This window comes from Pseudomonas nitroreducens (assembly GCF_014204515.1).
GTDB classification, from domain to species: Bacteria; Pseudomonadota; Gammaproteobacteria; order Pseudomonadales; family Pseudomonadaceae; genus Pseudomonas; species Pseudomonas nitritireducens_A.
In genome coordinates this window covers 89,071-103,406 of the sequence record NZ_JACHLI010000014.1, presented here as the reverse complement: position 1 = coordinate 103,406, position 14,336 = coordinate 89,071, and the positions used below count along the sequence as shown (strand labels likewise).

The window sequence follows — 14,336 nt, the reverse complement described above, 5'->3', positions numbered from 1 at the left end:
GGCGCCGGCAAGCCCGGCGCCCGGGGCGGTCAGACGCCGCCCAGGTAATCCATCTTGCCGACTTCCACGCCGTTGTGGCGGAGGATGTCGTAGGCCGTGGTGATGTGGAAATAGAAGTTCGGGTTGACGAAGCCCAGCAGGAAGTCCGCGCCCTTGAAGCTGACTTCGCGGGTGCGCAGTTTCAGTTCGATGGTGCGCTCTTCGGCGCCGGCGAACTGCTCGGGCTTGAGCGACTTGAGGAAGTCGACGGTCTTGGCGATGCGCGCCTGCAGCTCGTCGAAAGTGGTCTCCTCATCGGCGAAGCTCGGCACCTCGACGCCGGCCAGGCGCGCACCGGCGCCCTTGGCGGAGTCGGTGGCGATCTGTACCTGGCGGGCCAGGGCGAACATGTCCGGCGCGAGGCGGGCATTGATCAGGACGGCAGGATCGATGGATTTGGCCTGGGCGTGCTCGGCGGCCTTGGTGAGTATCACCGAAAGGTTGCCGAGCATGCGGATGAAGACGGGAACCGAAGCCTGGTAGATCGAGAAGGACATGCTGCGTACTCCAGACAGAGATAAGTGGGGCTCGTCGCGCTGGACGGCTGTCGGAGTCTACTGCCGGCGCTGGCGGCTGTCGCCAGGCATCAGCGTCGGGCCATTTTCGGCGCCGGGCAGCGGTCGGTCTCGATCGGGCCGACATAGGGGTTGCCCCAGCCCATGACGCAGCCAACCATCTGGTTGCGCTGGCGCTCCCAGGCTTCCACCGGGTACTGCTTGCTCCAGGCGCTGAACAGCTGGCGGTCCTGGCGGGACAGCTTCAGGCCGTAGCGGTCGCTCATGTAGAAGTAGGTGCGGGCGATCATGCCGCGGATCTGTGGGCGCGGCATGGCTTTGCGGGCCTTGAAGTCCACCACCATCGGGCAGGCGCCATATTGCGACGGCTTCTGCTGCAGCCAGCCGAAGCTGAAGTTGTTCCGGTCGCCGTTGACTTCGCCGATGCTCGGCACCAGGTTGTGCAGGTCGGCCTCGGCCTTCTGATATACCCGATCATTGCGCGTGCAGTTCTTGCGCCCGCCGCTCTGCCAGCACTGACGCTGGTGGCCGATCACCCAGGCGGGGACGATGTGCTCCCATTCGATGCGCGCTGCGCGGTTGGCGTTCTTGCGCGGGGTGTAGCCGCAACTCTTCAGGTCGACCTTGGTGCCGTTGTAGCGGCAGCCACAATAGAACTCCACCGACTGTCGGGCGTACAGCTTGCGACCGACCTTCTTGGCTTCCTCGAAGGTGCGCGGTGCGGCGGCGGAAGCGGCGGTGGGAATGGCGAGGATCAGCAGCAGGGTCAGGCAGCGTCCGAACATGAGGCGTTCCTTACGAAAGTCGCTGCATCTTACTGATTGAGAAAGAAATGCCAATCGTGGCAATGGAATGGCAAGGGTCGATTCAACCCGCTGGCTGTGGCTGTGCCATTTTCGGGCTGGGCATGCGGGCTGGAACGCTGATTTTTTCCCTAATTGCTTTAAGTATGAGGCGTAAGCTTTTGATTAATATGAATAAAATATTCTATAAATCACTTGAGCTAAGCGCTGTATCTTGCTGTTTTCTGACGTGATCCACTGGAGGTGATGGGATTTGGAACTCGCCAGTCCAGATTATGAGAATTTTTCTCGAGGAAACATTATTTATCGCAAGTAAGATATTGAATTATAAGTATTAAATAGGTTTGATGCGTGAGGCTCCACGGATTCACCCAGGCTTGGTAAGCTGAAGCCTTTCCCCATCGGGAGATCGCCATGATCGATCTCAGAAGCCTGGCAGTGGCCGCCTGTTGTGCCCTGGCATTGCCGGCATTCGCTCAGAAGTTTTCCGGGCAGGAAGTCCAGCCCCAGAATCAGCCGCGCTACCAGACCCAGCCGCAATGGCAGCAATCGCCGCCGGCCGTCCAGCGCATCTATGTCAGCCCCGGTTCCAGCGGCAGCGTGGGAACATCCTCCAGCTGGCAGACCTACGACGGGTACGGGGGCACGCAGGTACCTCGCAGCTACGGCGAAACGCGTTCGGGCACGGTGATCATCGACCAGGGTAGCGGCGGCGTCCGCCAGAGCATCGAGTACCCCAATGGCGCGGTGTATCCGCGGGGTAACGGCTACTACCAGCAGCAATAGGTTCGCTCAGTCGATCGAATCGTCGCGGGTCAGGCGGGATTTGCGCAGGCCGCCGTGGCTGTAGAACAGCCCGGTGTCGCCGCGGTAATGGAAGAGTGTGGCGAGAAAGGCGGAGCTGACCCGGCCCACATCCCAGCTACGGAGTTTGCGGTAGGCCCAGAGCCAGTTGTCATCGGGGGAAGGGTCGCTCATGGAATCGTCCTTGATTCGGCAAGCGGGAAAAAGTGCATGGGACATTAGTGCGCTGGGTGGTCCTTCGCAAGTCGCTGCTCCCGCAACCGCGACCTGCGAAAAGGCACGCGCCTTCAGGCGGTGCTGACCGCCTTCGATTCCTCGACGTATTCCTTCAGCCAGCGCAGCACTTCCACGGCGTCCCAGCGACTGGGGTCGAACATGGCGTAGGCCTGGCCCTGGTAGCCCACCACGTCCAGCGGACGGTGATAACCCGCGCGCTGCATCAGGGCTTCGATTTCCGCGAAGCAGACGTTGAAGTGGGTTCGGCTGAAGGGCGTCTTGCCCTCTGTGACCAACCCCTCCAATTGCAGTTCCGCCACGGCCTCGCTGACTTCTTCGATGGTCATGTGGTTCACGGTGTATTTCAGCTGATGGATGCTCACCATCGCTTGCTCCTCAATGGGTGTCAGGCCCATGCCCTGTTATCCGAGGTGATCGACGTAGCCAATGGACTCCGGCCATTCGTCGATGGTTTAAAAAATTTTCGCAAAATACTGTATGCATGAACAGTGTTTTCTCCTAGTATCACTTCCACGATCTGACAGAAACCCTGAAGTGCCCGTCGCCACTGGGCTGGCGGGCATTCCTCGAAGAACAGGAGCGATGGCGATGCTGCAGAAACTGATGCTTTGCGCAGGTGTGGTGATGCTGGCGGGCTGCGCCCAACCCCAGGCTGACGTCCCGCGCGCCAATGGCGCCTATCTCGTCATCGACGGCAAGGAGGCCTGGGCGGTGCTGGTGGCCGACGGCAAGCGCATCGAGGAGCGCGGCACCGTGCGCGACGCCATTCGTCTGCCCAGGGAGCGGTCCGCCATCGCCGCCAGCTACGTGATCGACACGGCCAACTGCGGGCGCCTGCAGTGGTTGACCGAAGGCGAGGGGAACTCCACCGTGCGCCTGTCTTCCCACGGCGAAGCGGGCGATCTGTCCGCGTGCCGGATCAGCGACGGACTCAGCCGTGTCTGGACGGCGCTGGACTATTCGAGCTGATCAAGCTGATTGCCGATCTCCCACAAAATGTGTCCACCGGCTGTCCCTTCACGTTTTTTTCACACCCGGGGGCAGAGGATGGAAATCAGCTAAGGGATTAGCTCCCCATCGAAAGCCCGCTTCCATGCGGGCTTTTTATTGCCTGCCGACCAAGGTCGGCTCGCCTGCCAGAAGCTGCGCGGCTATGGTGGTGGTTCCACGGGAACGCCGGAGATAGACATGCAGCGGATTCTTGCCGAACGACTATGGGCCGCCCTGGGTGGACAGACCGAGCGTCTGGGACAATTGGCGTTTCGCGGCGACGGCGCCTTGCCTTCGGCCTTCGCCGTGACCGAACTGGCCGCCGCCAGCATTGCCGCTGCCGGCCTTGCCCTGGGCGAGTGGCTGGAGCCGGAAGCCGGTGCGGCTGCCTCGCTGGTGGTGGATCGTCGGTTGGCGAGCTTCTGGTTCTCCACTTCGCTGCGGCCCCAGGGGTGGACGCCGCCAGAGCTGTGGGACGCGATCGCCGGCAACTACCGCACCAGCGACGGCTGGATCCGCCTGCACACCAATGCTTCTCACCATCGTGACGCCGCGCTCCGCGTGCTCGGAGTCGGCAATGAGCGCGAGCAGGTGGCCGCTGCCGTGGCTGACTGGAGCGCCGCCGAGTTGGAGCTGGCGATTGTCGAGGCGGGCGGTTGCGCGGCGCAGATGCGCTCCTGGGAGGCCTGGCAGCAGCATCCGCAGGGGCTTGCTGTTTCCCGCGAGCCGTTGGTGTTGCGCGAGCTGCAGCTGATTTCCGCACCTGCGCTGGCTATCGAGGTCGATCGTGAGAGGCCGCTGGCCGGCTTGCGCGTTCTGGACCTCACCCGCGTGCTCGCGGGCCCCGTCGCCACGCGCTTCCTGGCCGGCTACGGCGCCGAAGTACTGCGCATCGACCCGCCGCACTGGGATGAGCCGGGCGTGGTTCCGGAGGTCACTCTGGGCAAGTCCTGCGCGCGCCTGGATTTACACCAGCCAGAGGATCGTGCGCGTTTCCAGGCGCTGCTCGCCGAGGCCGACGTGCTGGTGCACGGCTATCGCGCCGATGCGCTGGATGGCCTGGGCTTTGGTGCGGACGTGCGCCGGGCGATCGCTCCGGGCCTGGTGGATGTCAGCCTGAACGCCTATGGCTGGAGCGGACCGTGGAGCGAGCGGCGCGGCTTCGACAGCCTGGTGCAGATGAGCTGCGGGATTGCCGAAGCCGGGCAGCGCTGGCGTGGCGACGACAAACCAGTACCGCTGCCGGTGCAGGCGCTGGATCACGCTACCGGCTACCTGATCGCCGCTGCCGCACTGCGCGGGCTGGCCGAGCGCCGCCGCAGCGGGCGTGGCAGCCGCTGGCGGCTGTCGTTGGCGCGTACCGCACAGTTCCTGCTGGAAGCCGGCGCGCCGCCCGCTGCGGCAGCAGAGCTGGCTGTGGAGACAGCGGCCGATCTGGCCCCGGGCATCGAAACCACGCCGTGGGGCTACGCGCGCCGCCTGCGTCCGCCGCTGCAGGTGGCCGGCGCTCCGCAGTACTGGGAATTGCCGGCTTCCGAGCTGGGCTCGGCGCCGGCACAGTGGCAGTCGATCAGCTCCGACTGACCTGGAACGCCTCGCCGATGGCGAAGAAGGCGCCGCCAGCCTGGTAGTGGATGGTGCGCAGATCGTCGCTGGGGAAGTGCCAGCGACCGTTGGAGAAGGCGCGCTCATCGGCGTAGGCGGCGACCACCTCGGCGATGAACAGGTCGTATTTCTCCTGGTTGTGCGGCTCGTTGATCACCTTGCATTCCAGATAGGCCACGCAGCCATCGACGATGGGCGCCTCGATCTGCTTCGCACGCGACGTGCGGATATCCAGCTGCTCGAACTTGTTGCCTTCGCCACCGTTGCTCGAACCCACCGCCAGGGTCAGTTCCGCCTGCAGGCGTGTCGGCAATTGGATGACGAAGGCGCCGGAGCCTTCCACCAGGTGGCGCGACCAGGTGTTGCGGTCGAGCACCAGCATCAGCTTGGGCGGATCGAAGTCCAGCGGCATGACCCAGGCCGCGGCCATGACATTGGCGACGCCTTCGTGCTCGCTGGTGACGATGGTGCTCGGGCCATGGTTGAGCAGGAGATAGGCCTTGTTCAGCGGCACGTCTTTCAGGTGGTTCATCGGGTTTTCCTCAGGGCCGGATCAGAGCAGCAGGCCGTCCACCGGTTGCAGCGGTTCGGGCAGGTTGGTCTCGCCGAGGATTTCCAGCACGGCGATTTCCAGGTTGCGGCTCATGGCATCCAGCGGCAGGTCATTGGGTTGGGTGTCGAACGGATCGGCGATCTGGTCGCCCAGGGCGTCCAGGCCGAAGAAGGTGTAGGCCAGTACGCACACCGCCAGCGGGGTGAACCAGCCGATGCTGTCCACCAGGCAGAAGGGCAGCAGGAAGCAGTAGACGTGCACGATGCGGTGCAGCATCAGGATGTAGGGGTAGGGAATCGGCGTGTTGCGGATGCGCTCGCAGCCACCCAGCACGTAGGACAGCCGGGTCACCTGCTGGTCGATGGCGGCCAGGGTGATGTCGCTGGCGCCGCTGGTGCGGCCGCGTTCTGCGAAGCGCTGGCCGATGCTGGCCAGCAGTGCGTTGGTCGAGCTGCGGCTGGCAGCCAGGGCGGCGGCCTCGTCGCCGAGCAGCCGGCGCACGTCGTCACTTTGCGGAATGCCGCGCAGCTGGTCGCGCAGGGCATAGGTGAAAGCGATCAGTTGGTTGCCCAGCTGGCGACGGCCTTCGTTGTCCAGTTCCGGCAGCAGCGAGCGGGTCTGCCGCGCCAGGTTGCGGGTCACGATCAGCAGTTCGCCCCACAGCGTGCGCGCCTCCCAGAAACGCTGGTAGGCGACGTTGTTGCGGAAGCCGAGGAAGATCGCCAGCGTCAGGCCCCAGAGGGTGAAGGGCGTGGAGGTGAGGATCACCTTGTAGTGGTAGAGCGTGCCGTGGGTGGCCACCACCAGCGAGCTGAGCAGCACCGTGTAGAGCACCTTGCGCCAGATGGCCGGGATGATCGAGCCCTTGAGGGAAAACAGCAGGACCCAGAGCGTCGGGGTTTGTGGGCGGAGGATCATCGGGCTGCATCCGGTGGGGCGGAGCGCGCATGATAGCCGAGATAGGCGGGTCGCAGGGGCAGGCTTGGGAGCAGAAACAGGCGTAGGAGCGGACTCCGTCCGCGATGAATCCGCATCGCGGCGCAAGCCATCGCGGACGGAGTCCGCTCCTACGGGAGGTTTTTCAGTCCTGCTGGTAGAGCTTGACGATGGCGGAGAAGTCCAGCTGGCCGTTGCCCTGGTTGCTGAAGGTCTGGAACAGCTGCTGGGCCAGCGCGCCGAGCAGCACCGGCTGGCGGATCTGCCGGGCGGCCTCGCTGGCCAGGCCCAGGTCCTTGAGCATCAGGTCGGTGCCGAAGCCGCCGCTGTAGCCGCGCGCCGCCGGGGCGCCGGTGAGCGGGTTGTTCACCTCCGAGCTCCAGCAGCGGCCGCTGGAGGTGTTGATGATGCCGGCCAGGACTTCCGCGTCCATGCCCAGCTTCACGCCCAGGGACATGGCTTCCGCCACGCCGATCATGGAGATGCCCAGCAGCAGGTTGTTCGCCACCTTGGCCACCTGGCCGTTGCCGGCGCCGCCGCAGTGCACGAGGTTCTTGCCCATGGCGGCGAGGACCGGGCGGGCGCGCTCGAAGTCGGCCTGCTCGCCACCGACCATGAAGGTCAGGGTGCCGGCCGCCGCACCAGCGGTGCCGCCGGAGACGGGCGCATCCAGCATCGGGTTGCCGTGGGCAAGGGCGGCGGCGCTGACCTCGCGGGCGTTCAGCGGGTCGATGGTGGACGAATCGATCAGCAGCACGCCGGGCTGCACGTTGGCCAGCAGGCCGTCGTCGCCGAGGAAGACCTGCTTCACGTGGGCGGCGGCGGGCAGCATGGTGATGATCACCTCGACATCGTCGCGCGCCACCTCGGCAGGCGAGGCCAGGGCGCGGGCACCGAGGGCGACGGCCGCTTCCACGGCCTTGGCGGAGAGATCGAAGACGCTCAGGTCGAAGCCGGCCTTGAGCAGGTTGGCGGCCATGGGGCCGCCCATGTTGCCGAGACCGATGAATCCGATGCGCATGGGTTCATTCCTCTTGTTGTTCTGGATCGGCGATGCGGGAACGCTGAAAGGATGCCCGCCCGCGTGGTGCCGAATCCGGACCAGCATCCATGCTGAAGTCCGGGCCGGCTCGGGGCAGGCGGGCGGGCCTGGCGGATTACTTGAGGTTGATGGTGGTGTTCACCGCGCCGCCGACCTCATTCTCATCGAACCAGCGTTCGGTGACGGTCTTGGTCTGGGTATAGAACTGCACCACCTGCTTGCCGTAGGGGCCCAGGTCGCCCAGCTTGGAGCCGCGCGAGCCGGTGAAGGAGAACAGCGGCACCGGCACCGGGATCGGCACGTTGATGCCCACCTGGCCGACGTCGATCTCTTCCTTGAAGTGCCGCGCGGCGGCGCCCGAACGGGTGAACAGCGCGGTGCCGTTGCCGTTGGGGTTGGCGTTGATCAGCTCGATGGCCTCGTCGAAGGTCTTCACCGAGACCACGCAGAGCACCGGGCCGAAGATTTCCTCGCGGTAGATGCTCATCTGCGCGGTGACGCCGGAGAACACGGTCGGGCCGACGAAGTTGCCCTTGGCGTAGCCGGCCACCTGCGGATTGCGGCCGTCCAGCTCCAGCCTGGCGCCTTCCTGGGTGCCGCGCTCGATCAGGCCGCTGACGCGGTCCAGCGCCGCGCAGGAAACCAGCGGGCCGACGTCGGTGCCGTTCTCGGTGCCGCCGCTGACCTTGAGGGTCTGCGCCTTGGCCACCAGGTCGGGAATCCACTCGTTGGCTTCGCCCACCAGGATCGCCACCGACACCGCCATGCAGCGCTGGCCGGCGGCACCGAAGGCGGCGCCGGCGAGGGCGTTGAGGGTCTGCTCCTTGTTGGCGTCGGGCAGCACCACGGCGTGGTTCTTCGCGCCCATCATGCATTGCACGCGCTTGCCGGCCAGCGAGGCGCGGTTGTAGACGTGGGTGCCGACGCGGGTCGAACCGACGAAGGAGACGGCCTTGATGTCCGGGTGGTCGCAGATGGCGTTCACCACGTCCGGACCGCCATGGATGACGTTGAGCACGCCCGGCGGCACGCCGGCTTCATGGGCCAGCTCGACCAGGCGCATGGTCACCATCGGGTCCTGTTCGGACGGCTTGAGGACGAAGGTGTTGCCGGTGGCGATGGCCATCGGGAACATCCACAGCGGAATCATCGCCGGGAAGTTGAAGGGGGTGATCCCGGCACAGACGCCGATGGGTTGGAGGATGGTGAAGGTGTCCACGCCGCCGGCGACGTTGTTGGCCAGCTCGCCCAGCTGCAGGTTGCCGATGGCGGAGGCATGCTCGACCACTTCCAGGCCGCGGAACACGTCGCCTTCGGCGTCAGGCAGGGTCTTGCCCTGTTCGGCGGTGAGGATCGCCGCCAGCTCCTTCATGTTCTCGCGGATCAGTTGCTGGTACTTGAGGAAGATGCGCGCGCGGGCGCCGATGGGGGTCTTCTTCCAGGTCTTGAACGCGGCCTTGGCGCTGGCCACCGCGCGCTCGACTTCCTCGGGCGTGGCGAAGGGCACGTGGGCGAGGACTTCCTGGGTGGCGGGGTTGATCACCTCGCGCCATTCGGACGTGGTGGACTCGACGGGCTTGCCGTCGAGGAACAGTTTGACGGTCGGGACGGCAGGTGCAGTCATCGGGGTTCTCCCAGCCTGAAGGCTTTCTTGTTGTGTGGTCCGATCCTAGCAGTGCATTTTTGATGTGCTCAATGCGGCGATGTGCAAGTATGCTCTGCGTTTTTGCACACACGCTTTGCGCCGAGGCAGATATGGACTGGGACAACCTGCGTTTCTTCCTCGAACTCTCCCGCGCCGGCAAGCTCACCGTCGCCGCCCGGCGCCTGGGCGTGGACCACACCACGGTGGCCCGCCGCCTGCAGGCGCTGGAGAAGAGCATCGGCGCGCAGCTGCTGGTGCGCGAGCCCGCCGGCTACCGGCTGACCGAGGCCGGCCACGGCCTGCTGCCCCAGGCCGAAGCCATGGAAAGCGCTTGCAAGGTGATCGAGAAACGCCTGGCCGGCGCCGAGGACAATCTGTCCGGCAAGGTGCGCATCGGTGCCACGGAAGGGTACGGATCGACGCTGCTGACCTCGCAACTGGTGGAGCTGAACCAGCGCCATCCACACCTGGGCGTGGACCTGCTCGCGGTGCCGCGCGCGCTGCAGCTGTCGCGCCACGAAGCGGACATCGTCATCACCCTGGAGCGCCCCGGCCGCGGCCCGTACCTGATCACCCGGCTGACCGATTACGTGCTGCGCCTGTACGCCTCGAAGGACTACCTTGCCGAGCGCGGGCCGATCCGCAACCGCGACGATCTGCGCGAGCACGCGCTGGTGGGCTATGTCGACGACCTGCTGTACAGCAAGGAGCTGCAATACCTCGACGAGATCGGCCGGCCGCTGCACATGGCGCTGCGCTGCACCAGCATCCTTGCCCAGCAGCGCGCGGTCGCCGAGGGCGCCGGGCTGGCGATCCTGCCGGCCTTCGCCGCGGCCGAAGACCCGTCGCTGCAGCCGGTGCTGGCCGGCGAGATCGAGTTCGTGCGGACCTTCTGGATGCTGATGCCCCAGGAGCTCAAGGACATCGCGCGGATGCGCACCACCTGGGATTTCCTGCGGGAGAAGGCCGAAGGCAGCCAGGACGTACTGATGGGCTGTGCCGTGTGAGCGGCGGCAGGCTGGAAGTTTCAACAGTGACAGGGGCCCGCCAGGAGAGCGCGGGAACCGTTTGAGGAGAAGGAAGCATGGCCGAAATCATCCCGCTGTCGGCGGATCTCGAACAACAACTGGCCGACCTGCAGCAGCAGGGCCAGGAGCTGCTCAAGCTGGCAGCGGAATTACCGCCCCACGAGGTGGTCGCGGCGATCACCCAGTACGTGCGCGATGCCAAGGCGCAGCAGCGCGAGGTGGACGATGACGCGGTGTTCGCCCTCGGTGCGCTGCTGGGGCGGCAGTTCGTCGAAGGGCTGGGCTGGCACTGGGGCGATGTCATCTGGGACGACGATCCCGACACGGCGGCCATTGGCGTGCTCAATCCGGATGATTCGCTGTTCAACAACCCCATCGGCTGGGTCAGCCAGACGCTGGGCAGCGAAGGCGGCGTGACCTTCATGCTGAGCTACAACATGATCCAGGCCAATGAGACTCCGGTCTTCGAGCCGGGGAGCGCGACCGGGTTGTACTGACTCGGCAGCGAGGGGCTGGGTATGGCCCAGCCCCTCGCGACTGCGGGTTATGCCAGGCCGACGTAGAGGTTCTGCACGTCGTCGTTGCCGTCCAGGGCGTCGAGGAAGGCTTCGACTTCCTCCAGCTCCGCGTCGGACAGGCTCACCGGGTTCTTCGCCTTGTAGCCAAGCTTGGCCGAGGCGACGGTGAAGCCGTGCTCGGGCAGGGCGCGGCAGACGGCGTCGAGGTCGGTGGAATCGGTGAGGAACAGGGTGTCGCCGTCTTCTTCGCCCGGCTCGAAGTCCTGGGCACCGGCCTCGATGGCGGCCAGTTCAGGGTCGGCATCGGCGCTGGCCGGAGTGGCCTCGACCAGACCCAGGTAATCGAAGTCCCAGGACACCGAGCCGGAAGCGCCCAACTGGCCCTTGCGGAACAGCACGCGGATTTCCGCGATGGTGCGGTTCACGTTGTCGGTCAGGCACTCGACGATCACCGGCACGCGGTGCGGGGCGAAACCTTCGTAGACCACGCGTTCGAAGCTGGCGGCGCCGTCCAGCAGGCCGGCGCCTTTCTTGATGGCGCGCTCCAGGGTGTCGCGGGGCATCGAGGCCTTCTTCGCCTGTTCGACGACCAGACGCAGTTTCGGGTTCATGTCCGGGTCGGCGCCATTGCGCGCGGCGATCATGATTTCCTTCGCTAGTTTGCCGAACACGCGGCCTTTGACGTTGGCGGCGACTTCTTTATGTTTGGCTTTCCACTGGGCGCCCATAGTGATCTCTTGCTGGCGGTTGCTGATGGGCGGCAAGTCTAAGGCCTCAAGCGGCCGCTGGCGATATCCAGCGGATCAGCGCGGGACCGCGAACACCGCGCTGGCTTGTGCCACCACCTTGTCGCCGACCGACAGCAGCGCATTGGCGAAAGCCATCTGCTTGCCGAGCCGGCTGTGCAGCAGGCGGATGCTCAGCCAGTCACCGATCTGTGCGCTGGAAACGTAGTCCAGGGTCAGGCTGGCGGTGACCAGCGGCTGCGGCGGCTGGCTGGAGAAGGCCATCGCGTAACCCATGCCGATGTCCGCCAGGGTGGCGAGGATGCCGCCGTGCACGCCGCCGCGGCTATTGGTGTGGCGTTCGTCCAGCAGCAGGCCCAGTTCAAGGGATTCGCCTTCGCCGCGCACCAGGAACGGTCCGAGCAGGTCCAGCAAGGGATTGCGCCGCTGCAATGGCTGGAAGCCCTCGGGGTAGCCCAGGTCGGCGATGGCGTTCATTGCCAGCCTCCGGTGTGCTGCTGCAGTACGGCGCGGACGGTTTCGATCACCCGTTGCGGCACCTGGTAGTCCGGATGTGCGCGGAAAACCGCCGCCGCATCTGCCAGGCGGGTGAGGGCGAGCAGTTCGCTTTCGGCCTTGCGGGTGTCGCTGGCGCCAGCCGGCAGTGCCAGGGCCTGGCGCTCGCAGGAACAGGCCGCCTGCGCATTGACCAGTCCGCAATGCTGATGCATGAACTCATCCAGCCGCTGGCGCGCCCGTGACAGGCGCTTGCGGTAAGCCGCCGGCGCGATCTCCAGTACCGCCGCGGCCGTCTCCGAATCCAGGCCGAAGGCGATGTCCAGCACGTAGGCCAGGCGCTGCTCGCGCTCCAGGCACATCAGCATGCCCTGGGTACAGGCGAGGGCGATGCGCTCGGCGGCCAGCTTGTCGGCCGGTTCCAGCGGGCGCTCATTGGCCTGGGCCAGACGCAGGCCGAGGTCGAGTTTCTCGGCCAGCGCTTCCAGCGACACGGTGGGCGTCTCGCGGACCTTGGTGCGTGCGGTCAGCAGGGCGTTGCTGGCGACGCGGAAGGCCCAGGTGGAGAACTGGCTGTCACCACGGAAGCTGGCGAGGTGTGTGGTAATGCGCAGGAGGATTTCCTGGCTGGCGTCCTGGGCGTCTTCGCGGCGGCCGAGCATGCGCAGGGCGAGGTTGTAGACCGGCGCCTGCAGGGCCAGCAGCAAGGCGTCGAGGGCGGCGGGTTCGCCGCGCTGGGCGCGCTGCAGCTGTTCGGGGTCGATGGCGGGAAACTTCACGGTGTCCTCCTGACGTGCCGGACGAAATGCCGGTTGTTCTTCCTTGGACTCGGTGTCGCTGATTTTTGTGACCGCCAAATCGGTTGAGCTGAAAAGAGGTGCTTGGCAGTCCTCGTAAGAAGAGCGGAGGGTGTCAGCCCTGGGCGGACAAGAAGGTGTAAAGCCGTTCATCCAGCGAGTGCGCGACGTTGAAGCGCATCCACGGCACGCTGCGGCCGTCGGGCATGAACAGCTGGCCGGGGAACAGCAGGATCTTCGCCTCCTTGGCGCGGCTGGCGAGCAGAGTGGCGTCGTCCACGGCGCGGTGGCGGGCCCAGAGGAACAGCCCGGCACGCGGCTCGTGGAAGACCTCCAGGCCAGCGGCTTCCAGACGCCGCGCCACGCTGTCGTGGGCCTCGGCGAGCTGGTCGCGCAGCTGGCGCACGTGCTTGCGGTGGCGGCCCTGCAGGAGGATGTCCAGGGCCAGGGTCTCGGTGAGTTCCGAGCTGGTCAGGCCACTGACCATCTTCAGCGGTACCAGCTCTTCGATCAGCTCGGGATGCGCGGCGATGAAACCGGTGCGCAGGGCCGGCGCGATGACCTTGGACAGGCTGCTGATGTAGATCACCCGCGCCAGCTGGTCGAGGTTGGCCAGCAGCAGTTGGCCGGCGGGGTCGAGGTCGGCGTAGATGTCGTTCTCGACGATCAGGAAGTCGTACTTCTCCGCCAGTTGCAGCAACCGGTGTGCGGCAGCCAGCGACAGGCTGCCGCCGGTGGGGCTCTGCAGCCGGGCCTGGGTGAAGTAGACCTTGGGCCGGTGCTCGCGGGCCAGTTGCTCCAGGCGGTCGAGGTCCAGGCCGTCGGCGCTGCGTGGTACGCCGAGCAGCTGTGCGCCTTGCAGGCGCAGGTTGAGGAACAGGTTGTGGTAGCCGGGTTCGTCCACCAATACCGGGTCGCCGCGCTGCACCAGGTAGCGCACGGTGAGGTCCAGCGCCTGGCTGGCGCCGGCGGTCAGCAGCAGTTGCTCGGGGCTGGCGGCCACCCCGGCATCGGCCAGGCGATCGGCCAGCTTGCCGCGCAGTTTCAGGTTGCCCTTGCTGTGGCCGTAGTTGCCGAACTGCGTCGGTTCCTCCCGCGCCAGGCTGCGCAGGCCGCGCAGCAGCCCCTCGCCATCCAGCCAGTGCTCGGGCAGCAGGCCGACGCCGGGGCGCAGCTCCATGCCCAGCGGCTGGAAGACCTTGTGCAGCAGCAGGTGGGCATCGAAGTCGAATTCGGTGGGGGCCTCATCGCTGGCGCCGCCTTCCGCCACCTGCCCGCGCACGAAGAAGCCGGCGTTGGGCACGGCGTTCAGGCAGCCGCGCGCCACCAGCCGGTCATAGGCTTCCACCACGGTGAAGTGGCTGACGCCGTTGGCCTGGGCGAACTTGCGGATCGAGGGCAGCTTCGCGCCGGGTCGCAGGCGCTGCTCGTCGATGGCCTGGGCGATGCCATCGACGATCTGGGTGACCAGGGGAATGTCCGAGGTGGGGTCGAGCAACAGCATCCGAAGGTCCGATTCTGGTGGAGAACGATCTGTACCGGTCCGCGGACCATAACAGCACTGCAAATTCGGCGATGTCCCT

The 14,336-nt window shown here is 65.9% G+C and carries 17 protein-coding genes; 5 read left to right on the top strand and 12 right to left on the bottom strand.

What is annotated here, in order from left to right; genetic code table 11:
• Positions 1–29: 29 nt before the first annotated feature.
• Entirely contained in the window at positions 30–536 is a 507-nt protein-coding gene (locus HNP46_RS18130; protein ID WP_184591561.1) for a DUF1993 domain-containing protein, read from the bottom strand.
• An 89-nt stretch (positions 537–625) separates the two neighbouring features.
• Positions 626–1,339 carry an endonuclease gene (locus HNP46_RS18125; RefSeq protein WP_184591559.1) on the bottom strand — a complete coding sequence of 238 codons (714 nt, stop codon included), beginning with the start codon at positions 1,337–1,339 and terminating at the stop codon, positions 626–628.
• Positions 1,340–1,771: 432 nt separating this feature from the next.
• Here HNP46_RS18125 and HNP46_RS18120 point away from each other — a divergent pair, with 432 nt between their 5' ends.
• Positions 1,772–2,143, top strand: coding sequence for a hypothetical protein (locus HNP46_RS18120; RefSeq protein ID WP_184591557.1), 372 nt, complete (start codon positions 1,772–1,774; stop codon positions 2,141–2,143).
• A gap of 6 nt (positions 2,144–2,149) precedes the next feature.
• Here the strand turns inward: HNP46_RS18120 and HNP46_RS18115 are convergent, their stop codons facing one another.
• Positions 2,150–2,335: a hypothetical protein gene (locus HNP46_RS18115; RefSeq protein WP_184591556.1), complete on the bottom strand. Its 186-nt coding sequence runs from the start codon at positions 2,333–2,335 to the stop codon at positions 2,150–2,152.
• Between the two features lie 113 nt (positions 2,336–2,448).
• A complete protein-coding gene (locus HNP46_RS18110) occupies positions 2,449–2,763 on the bottom strand; it encodes a transcriptional regulator (RefSeq protein ID WP_184591554.1) in 315 nt (104 codons plus the stop codon).
• A 223-nt stretch (positions 2,764–2,986) separates the two neighbouring features.
• Here HNP46_RS18110 and HNP46_RS18105 point away from each other — a divergent pair, with 223 nt between their 5' ends.
• The gene (locus HNP46_RS18105) at positions 2,987–3,367 is read left to right on the top strand and encodes a hypothetical protein (RefSeq protein WP_184591552.1); all 381 of its coding nucleotides are present in this window, start codon (positions 2,987–2,989) and stop codon (positions 3,365–3,367) included.
• Between the two features lie 219 nt (positions 3,368–3,586).
• Entirely contained in the window at positions 3,587–4,972 is a 1,386-nt protein-coding gene (locus tag HNP46_RS18100) for a CoA transferase (protein WP_184591549.1), read from the top strand.
• Here HNP46_RS18100 and HNP46_RS18095 read toward each other — a convergent pair.
• The 4 genes from HNP46_RS18095 to HNP46_RS18080 form a co-directional block, all read right to left on the bottom strand.
• On the bottom strand, positions 4,959–5,525 hold the full coding sequence (locus tag HNP46_RS18095; protein ID WP_184591547.1) for a flavin reductase family protein: 567 nt from the start codon (positions 5,523–5,525) through the stop codon (positions 4,959–4,961). The genes HNP46_RS18100 and HNP46_RS18095 overlap by 14 nt on opposite strands.
• A gap of 21 nt (positions 5,526–5,546) precedes the next feature.
• Positions 5,547–6,464, bottom strand: a complete 918-nt coding sequence (locus HNP46_RS18090) for a bestrophin family protein (RefSeq protein WP_184591545.1) — start codon at positions 6,462–6,464, stop codon at positions 5,547–5,549.
• A gap of 163 nt (positions 6,465–6,627) precedes the next feature.
• Entirely contained in the window at positions 6,628–7,503 is an 876-nt protein-coding gene (gene mmsB, locus HNP46_RS18085; protein ID WP_184591543.1) for a 3-hydroxyisobutyrate dehydrogenase, read from the bottom strand.
• 136 nt (positions 7,504–7,639) lie between these two features.
• Positions 7,640–9,148 carry a CoA-acylating methylmalonate-semialdehyde dehydrogenase gene (locus HNP46_RS18080; protein ID WP_184591535.1) on the bottom strand — a complete coding sequence of 503 codons (1,509 nt, stop codon included), beginning with the start codon at positions 9,146–9,148 and terminating at the stop codon, positions 7,640–7,642.
• Between the two features lie 131 nt (positions 9,149–9,279).
• Between HNP46_RS18080 and HNP46_RS18075 the strand changes: the two genes are divergently transcribed.
• Complete coding sequence (locus HNP46_RS18075) at positions 9,280–10,176, top strand: LysR family transcriptional regulator (RefSeq protein ID WP_184591532.1); 897 nt, start codon at positions 9,280–9,282, stop codon at positions 10,174–10,176.
• 77 nt (positions 10,177–10,253) lie between these two features.
• A complete protein-coding gene (locus HNP46_RS18070; RefSeq protein WP_260403199.1) occupies positions 10,254–10,694 on the top strand; it encodes a hypothetical protein in 441 nt (146 codons plus the stop codon).
• Between the two features lie 47 nt (positions 10,695–10,741).
• Here HNP46_RS18070 and HNP46_RS18065 read toward each other — a convergent pair whose 3' ends face one another.
• From HNP46_RS18065 to HNP46_RS18050, 4 genes are all read right to left on the bottom strand, one after another.
• Complete coding sequence (locus tag HNP46_RS18065; protein WP_184591528.1) at positions 10,742–11,443, bottom strand: YebC/PmpR family DNA-binding transcriptional regulator; 702 nt, start codon at positions 11,441–11,443, stop codon at positions 10,742–10,744.
• 75 nt (positions 11,444–11,518) lie between these two features.
• Positions 11,519–11,938 (bottom strand): PaaI family thioesterase, encoded by a 420-nt coding sequence (locus tag HNP46_RS18060; protein ID WP_184591526.1) that lies wholly within the window; start codon positions 11,936–11,938, stop codon positions 11,519–11,521.
• Positions 11,935–12,735 carry an RNA polymerase sigma factor gene (locus HNP46_RS18055; RefSeq protein ID WP_184591523.1) on the bottom strand — a complete coding sequence of 267 codons (801 nt, stop codon included), beginning with the start codon at positions 12,733–12,735 and terminating at the stop codon, positions 11,935–11,937. The genes HNP46_RS18060 and HNP46_RS18055 overlap by 4 nt, the downstream gene beginning before the upstream one ends.
• 133 nt (positions 12,736–12,868) lie before the next feature.
• Complete coding sequence (locus HNP46_RS18050; protein WP_184591520.1) at positions 12,869–14,257, bottom strand: PLP-dependent aminotransferase family protein; 1,389 nt, start codon at positions 14,255–14,257, stop codon at positions 12,869–12,871.
• Positions 14,258–14,336: the final 79 nt, after the last annotated feature.